Source organism: Duganella callida, assembly GCF_004614165.1.
GTDB lineage: Bacteria > Pseudomonadota > Gammaproteobacteria > Burkholderiales > Burkholderiaceae_D > Rugamonas > Rugamonas callida.
In genome coordinates this window covers 1-11,488 of sequence record NZ_SPVG01000205.1, presented here as the reverse complement: position 1 = coordinate 11,488, position 11,488 = coordinate 1, and the positions used below count along the sequence as shown (strand labels likewise).

The following is an 11,488-nucleotide window of genomic DNA, read 5'->3' as shown; positions in this document are numbered from 1 at the left end:
GGCCAGCGTCGGCGCGTCGGCCGCCGTGTGGGCGGCGAGCCACAGCCGGTCCAGCTGCGCCACGCCGGCCAGATAGGGCAGCTCGGCGGCCGGCGCCAACGCGGCCAGGAAGGCGGGGAAGTCATGGCCGTAATCGATCAGGCTGACCTCCACCGGCGGCGCGGCGCGCGCATAATCCAGCGCGGCCGCGTGGAACCACGGTTCGCCCACCAGCCGTAGCACGGTCGGAAAGTTGGCGGCGAGGTTGTCCGCGCAGCCCTTGAGGATGGTGTTGCGGTACACCGCGAAGCCCGGCTGTGCGGCGATGGCAGCCAGCACGCCGGACAGCGGCGCGGCGCCGTACACCGCGGCGATGAAATCGTCCTGGTAAGCCGCCAGTTCGCGCAGATCGTTCATGCCGTCTCCCGCAGCACGCGATCGGCGCCCGGCGGTATGGCCCGCGGGCGAAGCGCGCGTATGCCCTTGCCGTCGCTCAGGAGGATGGCGTGGGCCTGTTCACGCTCGCGCAGCAGCTCGGCAAATGGCGGGATGTCGCCATCGCGCTCGATCAGCGTCGGTACGGGACCGATGCGGTCGCACAGGCGCCGAAAAAGAGCCCAGACTGCCGGCGCCACCGCGCTATCGTGGCTGTCCACCAGCAGCTGGCCGCCGGCATCGGGGCGATGGCCGGCCAGATGGACTTCCATGATGGCGCCGGCCGGCAGCGCATCCAGCCAGGCGCCGGCGTCGTCGCCGAGATTGTGCGCGCTGACGTGCGCATTGTTGATGTCGACCAGCAGCCCGCAGCCGCTGCGCCGCGCCAGCTCGGCGAGGAAATCCGTCTCGCCCCAGGTATGCGGCAGACTGACATAATGACTGGGATTTTCGATCGCGATGCGGCGCCCGAGGGCATCCTGCAGGCGGCCGATGTTGGCGGCGATGCAGTCCAGCGTAGCCCGCGTGCGCGGCACCGGCAGCAGGTCCGGATAGTATCTGCCGCGCCATGTCGACCACGCCAGGTGTTCCGACACCAGCGCCGGCTGGACGCGCCGCACCAGTTCCGCCAGCGCGCGCAGCCGCTGCGGATCGGGCCCCTGCGCAGCGGCCAGCGACAGCGACACACCGTGCAGCGACAGCGGATGCCGGGCGCGCACCGCTTCCAGCCAGGCCAGACGCGGACCGCCCGCGACCAGGTAGTTTTCGGGATGGACCTCGTACCAGATGCCCGGCGCGTCGCAGCGCAGCGCCTGGTCGAAATGCTGCGGCTTGAGGCCGAGACCGGCGGTCAGTGTCGTGGTCATGGCTGGCGCGGAGGCTTAGAACGGCTTGAGCGAGCCGTGGCCCTTCGGCGTCTTGATCGTGGTGCAGGTGCCGGCCGGGACGTTCTTCCAGGCGTTGCCCTGGTAATCGGCCTTGGCGGTGCCGGCGCAGCTGGTGCCTTCACCGGCCTTGCAGTCGTTCTGGCCGGCCTGCGAAACGCCGTAGCATTTTTCGACGGCGGCCGGTTTGGCCATGTCCGGTTTCTTGTCCTCGGCCATGGCGACGCCGGCGGCGAGGGCGGCCAGGGTGAAGGTGGCGGTGGCGAAATGACGTGCGTTCATGTGCGTACTCCTGTATCGGATGGATTGAGCGGCCGGCCGCGGTGCGGCAGGTCCGTTAGCTAGTACGCCGCAAGCCGGCCGGCGGTTACAGGCTAGCGCACAATATATTTTTTGCGGCGGCTGTAACCGGATCGCCATCCGCAGCGAATAGGCATCCGGGCCGCCGGCCCGGCCTGCGCGCCGGGCGCCACGCGCTGCTCCAGCTTATGGCTGCCGCCGCGCGCCGGTTGGCGGCGTGGTCAGCTTCCAGGCCGCCAGCAGGGCGCCGCCGACCAGAAGCGACAGGGCCAATGGCTTGCCGCGCGTGGTCAGATAGGTGTAGGCCGAGTTCTCGTGCACCTTGCTGGTGTGGCCGCCCTGGCGCTGCCGCAGCTCCAGGTCGTTGGGCTGGTACAGCGCATCGCTGCGGTCCGGCGCCGAGCGCTGGTGCGGTTTCTGCTGCTGGCGGAACATCATCGCGTTCATGAACTTGTCCAGCACGCGCGGCATGCTGCGGCCTTCGAGCGAAATCATCTTCGAGGCGCCGCCGACAAAGATGTCGCGCTGCGGATGCTCGGCCGCGTGCAGGATCGCTTGCGCCACCAGCTCCGGCGCGTACAGCGGCGCCGGCAGTTCCGGTTCGTTCTTCATGTAGTTGCGGGCGTGCGGCACGAACATGGTGTCGATGCCGGCCGGCTTGATCAGCGTGACCGAGATCGGCACCTTGTCCTTTTCGATTTCCATGCGCAGCGAATCGGTGAAGCCCTTCACCGCGTGCTTGGAGGCCGAGTACATGCCCTGCAGCGGCACCGCCACGTCGGACAACTCGCTGCCCAGGTTGATGAGCGCGCCGCCGTTGGCCGCCATCAGCTCCAGCGCCGTCAGCGAGCCGTGCACCACGCCCCAGAAGTTGGTCTGGAACAGCTGCTCCTGGTCGGCCAGCGGCACGTCCTGGTTGCGGCCGAAGATCGACACGCCGGCGTTGTTGATCCAGGTGTCGATGCGGCCGAAGCGGTGCACGGCGGCGCGGCCCAGCGCCGCCACCTGCTCGCGCACGCCGACGTCGGTGGGCACGGCCAGCGCCTGCGCGCCGCCGGCGCGCAATTCGTCGGCCAGCTTGTCCAGCGCATCGCTGTCGCGCGCGGCCAGCACCAGGCTGGCGCCACGGGAAGCGGCCATGCGCGCGGTGGTGAGACCGATGCCGCTGGTGGCGCCGGTAATGACGATGACTTGCGCACCAAGATTTTTCAAACGGGTCATGAGCTTTCTCCTCGAGGGTTATTTCAATGGCGGCTGCGCCTGCGCATACCGCCCGACGATTTCGCCTTTGGCCAGCACGTGGCCTTGCATGGCCTGCAGCAGCTGGTCGCGGTCGGCGCCCCAGCCCAGCGGCAGCACGGCATCCAGCGCGAACACCTGGAAGTGATAGTGGTGCGCGGCATCGCCCACCGGCGGCCGTGGACCGTAATAGCCGATCGAGCCGCGCGTGGTGCGGCCCTGCAGCACGCCTTCCGGCTGCGTCAGGCGCGGCTGTTCCTGCAGCCCTTCCGCCAGGCTGGTGACGTCGGCCGGAATATTCCAGGCCAGCCAGTGGACGAACGGCTTTTGCGGCGCATCCGGGTCTTCCAGGATGACGGCGTAGGATCTGGCGCCGCTCACCGCCTGCCATGCCAGCGGCGGCGCGACGCCGTCCTGGTATTCGCTGTATTTCGCCGCCAGCATCGCATTCGGTGCGAAGGCGGCGCTGTGCACGGACAGCCCGGCGCCGCCCCTGGCCTGGATGCGCGTCAACGCCAGCGGCACGTTGCTGCCGCGCTGCGCCTGCTGCTGCATCGGACCGGCGGGCGGCGGCGGCAACGCGGCGCCGGCCTTGTCGTTGCCGGTGTAGGCGATGCGGTACAACACGCCGTTGGCGTCGTCGGCCATCAGCAGCGCGCCGTCCCTGGCCACCGCCAGTCCCATCGGCCGGGCGATATGGGTCTTGCCGCCATCGGTCAGGAAGCCGGTCACGAACGGCTCGATCGATCGGGCCTGGCCGTCGGCAAAGCGGATCCGCACGATCTCGTAGCCCGACGGCGTACTGCGGTTCCATGAGCCGCGCATGGTAACGAAGGCGTCGCCCTGGTACTCGGCCGGGAAGCCGGCGCCGCGGTAGAACACCATCTGCATCGGCGCCGCGTGGCCGGTGTAGCCCAGCACCATGGGTACGCTGTGGTCCTTCCATTCCTGCTTGCCGATGTCGCCCACCGGCGTGCTTTGCGGGTAGATGGCGCCGGCGCCGTAGACGTGCGGCCAGCCGTACTGCCTGCCCAGTTCCAGCTTGTTGAGTTCCTCCTGCTGCTCGTCGTCGCCGAGGAAGTCGATGCCGTTGTCCATGCCCCACAGCTCGCCGGTGCGCGGCTGCCAGCCGAAGCCGATGGTGTTGCGCAGGCCGCTGGCATAGATGCTGCGCTGCTTGCCGTCCGGCGAGGCGCGCAGCAGCGTGGCGTTTTCCGGATTGTTTTCGTTGCAGTCGTTGCAGGTCGAGCCGGCGCTGATGTACAGCATGCCGTCCGGCCCGAAGGCCAGCGTGCGGTTGGCGTGCTGGCCGGCGTCCGGCAGGTCGCCGATGATCAGCTTGAGCGGCGCCAGCGTGCCATCCTTGCGGATGTCGGCGACGAATACTTCCTTGACCGTGGCCAGATACAGCTTGCCGTCATGGATGGCCAGACCGTGCGCGCCGGCGCGGCTGGCGACCGTCACCGGCGGGCCGTCGGCGCGGCCGTCGCCGTCGGCGTCCCTGAGCATCAGCACATCGCCCTGGTCGCGCCGGCTCACGTAGATGGCGCCGTCCGGCGCCACCGCGATCACGCGGATGTTCTTCAGACCGGCGGCGAACGCCGTCACGCTGAAGCCGGGCGGCGCCTTGATCGCGGCGATGCGCTCCGGCGTGGCCGCGACCTTGTCCGGCTTGACGATGGCGGTGGCGATGGCGACGCGGGTGCCGTCGCCCTGCTGCGCATGGGTGGTGTTGCCGAGACAAACGGCGATGCCGATCAGCACCGGCACGGTCACAGAGGGGGAGAGTCGCATGGCGATTGGAGGATGCGTGAGGGGAAAAGTTCAGTGTCGTTCGCGCACGGCCGAGGGCTCTGTGCGGCAGATCACCGAGACGCGGCTTCTGCCCATCCGTTAGACAGCGAACGTAGCAAACGGCGCCGCTGGTGCAGGATGGGCACTATCACCAGCCAGGAGACCATCATGCCACGAGGAGCCAGCCCCAAGCGCGAACGCGAGTACGAAAAGCTCGAACGCAAGTTCAAGAAGGAAGGCCGCTACAAGGGCCGCGAAGAGGAGGTGGCGTCGCGCATCGTCAACAAGCAGCGCGCCGAGCACGGCGAGACCAAAAAATACAACCACAAGCCGGTCAGCCGCACCGCCTCGCGCCGCAAGAGCAGCCGCGCGCGCAGCACTTCGCGCCGGACCACCCGCCGCACCAGCGCGCGCTCGTGATTCGCGCCACGCCGGCGCGGCGGCCGCGCCACAACCAGGCGGAAATACTTGCCTTAAATCAACTTCGATGCTAGAGTGAAGTCCTCCCAGCCGTTGCGCCTCGCCGTTGCCCGCCGGCCCAGTTGAGCGCCAGCACGCGCCGTTTGCCCCGGATGTTCGCAGTTCCACACTGCCGCAGTGCGACCGGGGCGCAGACAGGACCACCGACATGACCAACCTTTCCGACGCCGTGGCGCCCGCCGCCGCCATGCAGCGCGCGATCGCCGTGCTGGCCGCCATCGACCGCACCCACGGCCTGGCTGAATTCAGCCCCGACGGCCGCCTGCTCGACGCCAACCAGAATTTCCTCGACCTGATGGGCTACAGCATGGCGCAGCTGGCCGGCCGCGATCACCGCCAGCTGTGCTGCCCGGACTATGCGCTGTCGGCCTCCCACGGCGAACTGTGGCGCGCCCTGGCGCGGGGCCAGTCCGACACCGGCGAATACCTGCGCGTCACCAGTGCGGGCCGCCGCGTCTGGCTGCAGGGATCGTACAATCCGGTGTTCGACGACGCCGGCAGGGTGGTCAAGGTGATCCAGCTGGCGCGCGACGTGACCGGGCACAAGCTGCGCGAGACCGGTCCGGCCGTCGCCGCGGCGCCCGACGTTATGGCGGTCGCTTGCGCTACACTGGCAGTATTCCCCGTCAACGCCGGAGCGCCCGAATGCAAGGCAGAAGGACCGCTGCTGCTTTAATCGTTTTAACCGCCGTCACCATGCTGGGCTTCGCGGCCAACTCGCTGATCACCCGGCTGGCGCTGCGCAGCACGGCCATCGATGCGGCCAGCTTTGCCGCCATCCGCCTGGCCGCCGGCGCCGCCATGCTGTGGGCCATCGTGCGGCTGCGGCGTCGCGCGGTCGTCCGCGCCAACCGCGGCATCTGGTGTTCGGCCGCCTGCCTGGCGGCGTACGCCATCGCCTTTTCGTTTGCCTACCGCCAGCTGGCGGCCGGCACCGGCGCCATCATCCTGTTCGTCTCGGCCCAGTTGCTGATGGTGGCCTACGGTGTCCGGCACGGCGAGCGCGCCAGCCCGGCGGCCATCGTCATGACCATCGCCTGTCTCGCCATGTTCCTGTATCCGTCGATCGCCAGCGGCGCGTTTTCGGCCGCCAGCGCGGCGCTGATGATGCTGGCCGGCGTGGCCTGGGGCGGCTATTCGCTGCTGGGGCGCGGCTGCAACGATCCGGTCGGCCACACCGCCAGCAGCTTCATCCACACGCTGCCGATCGTGGCCGTGCTGCTGCTGGCGGCGCGGGCGCACATGGTGTGGGACGCGCGCGGTGCGCTGTGGGCGGTGTTTTCCGGCGCGGTGACGTCGGCGCTGGCCTACGTGCTGTGGTACCGCCTGAAAGCGCAGCTGACGGCGATCGCCGGCGGCTCGGTGCAGATGTGCGTGCCGGTGCTGAGCGCGGTGCTGGGCGTGGTGTTGCTGGGGGAGCGCATGTCCGCCGGCGGCAGCGTGTGTGCCGCCGGCGTGATCGCCGGCATCGCCTGGGTGACGCTGTCGGCGCGCAAGGCGGCTTAGCCTGGACGGTTCAGCAGCGAGTGGTGGCGCGCATAGGTGAAGTACACCACCAGGCCGATCGCCAGCCAGATGGTGAAGGCGATCCAGGTCACGGCGCTGAGGAACACCATCAGCCCGCCGCAGAACAGGATGGCCAGCGCCGGGATCACCGGCACGCCCGGGCAGCGGAATGCGCGCTTCAGGTCGGGACGCTGCCGGCGCAGCACGATCACCGCCACCGACACCAGGCAGAATGCCGCCAGCGTGCCGATGTTGGCCAGCTCGCCCAGCACCTCCAGCGGCACCAGCGCGCCCAGCAGGCCGAACACGATGCCGACCAGCCAGGTGGCGACGATCGGCGTGCCGTTGCCGTTCAGCGCCGACAGGCGCTTGGGCAGCAGGCCGTCGCGCGACATGGCGTACAGCACCCGGCTCTGGCCGAAGGCCATCACCAGGATCACGGTGCTCATGCCAAGGATGGCGCCGAGGTCGACGAAGCCGGCAAACCAGTTTTCGCCGGCAAACTGCAGCGCCAGCGATACCGGGTGGTCGACGCCCTTGAACTGGGCGAACGGCACGATGCCGGTCATGATGGCCGACACCACCACGTACAGAATCGTGCAGATCGCCAGCGAGCCGATGATGCCGATCGGCAAGTCGCGCTTGGGATTCTTGACTTCTTCCGCCGCGGTGGTCACGGCGTCGAAGCCGATGAAGGCGAAGAATACCAGCGCCGCCGCGCTCATCACCCCGCCGGCGCCGTACGGCATGAACGGATGCCAGTTCGGCGGCGACACGTGGCGCGCGCCGACCAGGATGAACAGCAACACCACGCCGATCTTCACCACCACCATCAGGTTGTTGATGCGCGCCGATTCGCGCACGCCCAGCGACAGCATGATGGTCAGCACCATCATGATCACGAAGGCCGGCAGGTTGAAGAAGGTGGTCACGCCGGGCAGCGCGCCCGGCGCCGCCGACAGCGCCACCGGAATGTGCAGGCCGAAGCCGCCCAGCAGTGACTGAAAGTAGCCGGACCAGCCGACCGAGACCGCCGACGTGACCAGGCCGTATTCGAGGATCAGGTCCCAGCCTATCATCCACGCCACCAGCTCGCCGAGGATGGCGTAGCTGTAGGTATAGATGCCGCCGGCCACCGGCAGGATCGAGGCGAATTCCGCGTAGCACAGCGCCGCGAAGCCGCAGGCGAACGCCGCCACCACGAAGGACAGCACCAGGGCCGGGCCGGCGGTCGAGGCGCCGCTGCCGGTCAGCACGAAGATGCCGGTGCCGACGATCGCGCCTATGCCCATCAGCACCAGGTCCACCGGTCCCAGCACCTTGCGCAGCCCGCTCGGCTTGGCGTTGCCGGCCAGCATGGCGTCGAAATCTTTTGTTCTGAAAATGCTCACTGACGTCTCCAATATTTCAACCAAAAATCAAGCAAAGGCTGAACTATACAGAAGCAGCGGGCACCTGCGCTAATTTGTGTGGCGCGGCAGCTCGACGGTGAAGCAGCTGCCCTTGCCGGCGCCGTCGCTGCGGGCGCTGATGCTGCCCTGGTGCAGGCCGACGAACTGGTACACCAGCGCCAGGCCGATGCCCAGCCCGCTGTTGCGCGGCCGGTCCGACAGCGGCACCTGCATGAACATGTCGAACACGCGCGGCAGCAGCTCGGCCGGGATACCGATGCCGGAATCGCAGACTTTCAGCGTCACCCGCGCGGGCGCCAGCGCCACATCCAGCGTGATGTTGCCGGCCGGCGGCGTGTACTTGACGGCGTTGTTGAGCAGATTGATCAGCACCTGGGTCAGCTTGAAACCGTCGCCCTCCAGCCGGATCGGCTCGGGCGGCATGTGCACCGCCAGGTGGTGGTGCTTTTCCTGCAGCCCGACGTGGCAGGTCTCCAGCGCCTTGGTGACGATGTCCTGCAGCACCAGCGGCTGGCGGTGCAGCGTCACGTGGCCGCTCTTGATGCTGGCCAGGTCGGTCAGGTCGTCGACCATCGCCCGCAACTGCGCCAGCTGGCGCTCGATGCGCTCGATCGGGCGGCGGTGGCGGGCGTCGGCATCCTTGTTCAGCAGCGACAGCAGCTCGGTGGCGCCGGCGATGGCCGACAGCGGATTGCGGATTTCATGCGACAGCGTGGCCAGGAAGTGATCCTTGCGCCGGTCTTCCTCGCGGCTGGTGGCCAGCGCGGCTTCCTGCTGGCGGTTTTCCGCGCGCAGGCCGTTCATGGTGCCGACCGCCTGGGTGGCGATGGCGGCGAAGCGTGTCAGGCTGAGCACCACCCGTAAATCCTCGGCGTCGAAGATCTTGCCGGCCGCGTGGTTGACCACCCAGACCGTGCCGGCCGGCTGGCCGTCGTGGTGGAACGGCACCAGCAACAGTTCCTCGACCGGCAGCTGCAACTGGCGGATGTAGTGAAAGACCGTGTCGGGATGCCGCAGCAGCAGCGGCGCATCGCGCTCGACCACCACCGCGCACGGGCTGATGTCGTAGGGGATGGTGCCGTTCAGATAGCGCTCCAGCGCGCCGGCCGTGGCCACCCAGCGGAATTGATGCTGACCATGGGAAGTTTCCGCCAGGCTGATGCCGGCCGAGTCGGCGCCGGTCAGGCGCATCGCCACCTCGGCCAGCTCCTGGGCGATGTGGTCGGGCCGCACGGCCAGCGTGTCGGCGAGCCGGGACAGGCCGTCGTTTTCGCTTTTGTAATCCGGTGCGCGTCCGGTGCGGCTGTGCAGCTGGGCGGTGATATCGGCGGAATCTGACATGTTCTGCTTGATCATTATCGGGCGCGGGCCATTGAGTGAAGGCACTCCGGATTGTACGCTGCCTGGCCTGCGCCGTTGTCCACGACAATGTCCAAAATTAATATTATTTTTGTAAAAAGCCCCGCACGATTGAAAGATGGCATGTATTTGGTCGACGCTGGTCTAAACTCGGCTTTGTTTTTCAGGTATTTAACCATCAGGGAGGTTCCGTGCCACAACACTATGATCCGAACAATCTGCTCGATAATATTTCCTATCGTCTGCAGCTAAAAAACGACGCCGCACTGGCGCGCGCGCTGGAAGTGTCGCCGCCCATCCTCAGCAAGGTGCGCCATATGCGCATGCCGGTGGGCGCCTCGCTGCTGATCCGCATGCACGAGGTGACCGGCCTGCCGATGCGCCAGCTGCAGGACATGATGGGCGACCGCCGCCAGAAGTTCCGCCTTTCCTCCGCGCAGGGCCGGCCGCGCCAGGAGTTCGTGTGAAAGGACTGGATGGCGTATTACCGGGTATCGTTCAATCGTTCCCCACAGGTTGAAGAAACGATCGTGTTGTCCGACGGGTCCCCATTTCCGGTCTGGGACTCGATGGACGTGGTGGAGCAGGTGGCCAGCCACCTGCAGGGACCGGACACACCCATGATTCAGTTGGCCCGTCCCGGCGATATGAAGGAACGCGCGCGGATAGTCATGCAGTTGCTGGACCGCTTCGACATATTCTTTCTGCAGTATGTCATCGAGGGTACCGGTGTGCGGCGCACAGTACGGCAAAGTGCGCGCCGGTGCAGCTTTCGCAAGTAGCGGCTCAGATCCGCTCCAGGGCGCCGGCCTTGTGCGCGGCTTCGGCGCCCGTCTGGTCGCTGACCACCAGATATTCCGGGTGTTCTTCCGATGCTGCCACCTCGTGGCCCTTGATATGGGTGCGGGCCGTCAGTTTGCGCTTGACCGTGCCCCGTACCACGCCTTGCGATGCATGCCATTGCACCCTGTCGCCCGCCTTGAATTCGTCCCGCATGATGGCCTCCGTGGTGGTTGGTGTCACATGGTAGCGCGGAAGCGGCGCCGCAGCCAGCGTATCGGCGCGCCGAACAGCGGCAGTTTTTGCAGCAGCTCTTCGGCCGCATCCCAGTAGTCGCGGTGCAGCACCGCCCGCCCATCGGCGTCGAAGCGGAAGTGCGAGCCGCCGGCGATCCGGTATTCCTTGCCGCGCAGGGTGCAGACAAAGGTCCAGGTGGCGAAGCCTTGTTGGCCCTGCAGCAGGCGCTCGCCGATGATGAAGCGCGGACGCTCGGTGTGCTCGAACATGTGGCGCAGCACCGTCTGGATCGCGGCCACCCCGCGCACGTCGTTGAACGGATCGCGGAAGTGGGCGTCCGGCGCATAGAATTCGGCGGCGCGGCCGATGCTGTGCGGTGTCAGCGTGGCATACCAGTCCAGCAGGCGGTCCAAGTCGGTGTTCATGAATGTACCAGTCGTGAAATCAGGGAAAAGCGCAGGCGATAGGGCAGCCAGCGCAGCAGCTTGAGCGCCAGCGTGAAGCGGCGCGGAAAATGTATTTCGAAACGCCCTGCCGTCAGCCCGCGCCGGATGGCGCGCGCCGCCGCCTGCGGCGTCTGCAGGGCCGGCATGGCAAAGTCGTTCTTGGCGGTCAGCGGCGTTTGCACGAACCCGGGATTGATCAGGTAGACGCTCAGACCGCGCGGCCGCAGATCCACGTACAGCAGTTCGGCCAGATTGATCAGGGCCGCCTTGCTGGGACCATACACGCTGGCATTGGGCAAGCCCAGGTAGCCGGCCACGCTGGCGACGATGGCAATGCCGCCGCTGCCGCGCGCCAGCATGGCCGGCAGCACGGTGGCCAGGCCGGTATAGACACTGCCCAGATTGGTGGCCAGGGTGCGCGCGGCACTCTCAGGCCGCACTTCCCAGCTGCGTTCGGGACGGTAATCGGCGGCGCAAAAGACAATCAGGTCGATGCCGCCCATCAGGGCGCACAGTTGCGCGTGGCGCTCGCGCCAGGCCTGCTGGTCGAGAATGTCGAACGGCGCCGCCAGCGCGCGCGGATGATGGTCGGCGATGGCCTGCAACGGCGCGGCGCGGCGCGCCGAAAGCGCCACGC

15 protein-coding genes are annotated in these 11,488 nt (G+C 67.6%); 5 read left to right on the top strand and 10 right to left on the bottom strand.

Annotated features, from left to right (window positions below; all coding sequences use genetic code 11):
• From E4L98_RS20700 to E4L98_RS20680, 5 genes are all read right to left on the bottom strand, one after another.
• Window positions 1–396, bottom strand: a 396-nt coding sequence (locus tag E4L98_RS20700) for an HvfC/BufC N-terminal domain-containing protein (RefSeq protein ID WP_135203434.1), incomplete at its 3' end; no start/stop codon positions are given.
• Complete coding sequence (gene bufB, locus E4L98_RS20695) at window positions 393–1,280, bottom strand: MNIO family bufferin maturase (RefSeq protein WP_135203433.1); 888 nt, start codon at window positions 1,278–1,280, stop codon at window positions 393–395. The genes E4L98_RS20700 and bufB, both read right to left, overlap by 4 nt.
• 15 nt (window positions 1,281–1,295) lie before the next feature.
• Complete coding sequence (locus E4L98_RS20690; RefSeq protein ID WP_135203432.1) at window positions 1,296–1,580, bottom strand: BufA1 family periplasmic bufferin-type metallophore; 285 nt, start codon at window positions 1,578–1,580, stop codon at window positions 1,296–1,298.
• Between the two features lie 204 nt (window positions 1,581–1,784).
• Entirely contained in the window at window positions 1,785–2,819 is a 1,035-nt protein-coding gene (locus tag E4L98_RS20685; protein WP_135203431.1) for an SDR family oxidoreductase, read from the bottom strand.
• A gap of 18 nt (window positions 2,820–2,837) precedes the next feature.
• The gene (locus tag E4L98_RS20680; protein WP_135203430.1) at window positions 2,838–4,631 is read right to left on the bottom strand and encodes a YbhB/YbcL family Raf kinase inhibitor-like protein; all 1,794 of its coding nucleotides are present in this window, start codon (window positions 4,629–4,631) and stop codon (window positions 2,838–2,840) included.
• 168 nt (window positions 4,632–4,799) lie between these two features.
• Here E4L98_RS20680 and E4L98_RS20675 point away from each other — a divergent pair, with 168 nt between their 5' ends.
• The 3 genes from E4L98_RS20675 (at window position 4,800) to E4L98_RS20665 (ending at window position 6,617) form a co-directional block, all read left to right on the top strand.
• Entirely contained in the window at window positions 4,800–5,051 is a 252-nt protein-coding gene (locus tag E4L98_RS20675; RefSeq protein ID WP_135203429.1) for a hypothetical protein, read from the top strand.
• A gap of 208 nt (window positions 5,052–5,259) precedes the next feature.
• Window positions 5,260–5,787 (top strand): PAS domain-containing protein, encoded by a 528-nt coding sequence (locus E4L98_RS20670; protein WP_135203428.1) that lies wholly within the window; start codon window positions 5,260–5,262, stop codon window positions 5,785–5,787.
• Complete coding sequence (locus E4L98_RS20665; protein ID WP_135203427.1) at window positions 5,757–6,617, top strand: EamA family transporter; 861 nt, start codon at window positions 5,757–5,759, stop codon at window positions 6,615–6,617. Before E4L98_RS20670 ends, E4L98_RS20665 begins: the two co-directional genes overlap by 31 nt.
• Here the strand turns inward: E4L98_RS20665 and bcaP are convergent.
• Together bcaP and E4L98_RS20655 are read right to left on the bottom strand one after the other, a co-directional pair.
• Window positions 6,614–8,008 carry a branched-chain amino acid transporter BcaP gene (gene bcaP / locus E4L98_RS20660; protein WP_135203426.1) on the bottom strand — a complete coding sequence of 465 codons (1,395 nt, stop codon included), beginning with the start codon at window positions 8,006–8,008 and terminating at the stop codon, window positions 6,614–6,616. The two genes, E4L98_RS20665 and bcaP, sit on opposite strands and share 4 nt — an antisense overlap.
• Window positions 8,009–8,077: 69 nt before the next feature.
• The gene (locus E4L98_RS20655; protein WP_167761398.1) at window positions 8,078–9,370 is read right to left on the bottom strand and encodes a GAF domain-containing sensor histidine kinase; all 1,293 of its coding nucleotides are present in this window, start codon (window positions 9,368–9,370) and stop codon (window positions 8,078–8,080) included.
• Window positions 9,371–9,579: 209 nt separating this feature from the next.
• Between E4L98_RS20655 and E4L98_RS20650 the strand changes: the two genes are divergently transcribed.
• Entirely contained in the window at window positions 9,580–9,855 is a 276-nt protein-coding gene (locus tag E4L98_RS20650) for a hypothetical protein (protein WP_135203424.1), read from the top strand.
• Between the two features lie 9 nt (window positions 9,856–9,864).
• Window positions 9,865–10,170: a hypothetical protein gene (locus E4L98_RS20645; protein WP_135203423.1), complete on the top strand. Its 306-nt coding sequence runs from the start codon at window positions 9,865–9,867 to the stop codon at window positions 10,168–10,170.
• A gap of 4 nt (window positions 10,171–10,174) precedes the next feature.
• On the opposite strand, the gene E4L98_RS20640 is transcribed toward E4L98_RS20645, so the two are convergent.
• From E4L98_RS20640 to E4L98_RS20630, 3 genes are all read right to left on the bottom strand, one after another.
• Window positions 10,175–10,384, bottom strand: a complete 210-nt coding sequence (locus E4L98_RS20640; RefSeq protein ID WP_135203422.1) for a hypervirulence associated TUDOR domain-containing protein — start codon at window positions 10,382–10,384, stop codon at window positions 10,175–10,177.
• A gap of 23 nt (window positions 10,385–10,407) precedes the next feature.
• Entirely contained in the window at window positions 10,408–10,830 is a 423-nt protein-coding gene (locus E4L98_RS20635; protein WP_135203421.1) for a nuclear transport factor 2 family protein, read from the bottom strand.
• On the bottom strand, window positions 10,827–11,488 hold a 662-nt coding region (locus tag E4L98_RS20630), incomplete at its 5' end, for an SDR family NAD(P)-dependent oxidoreductase (protein ID WP_135203420.1). The genes E4L98_RS20630 and E4L98_RS20635, both read right to left, overlap by 4 nt.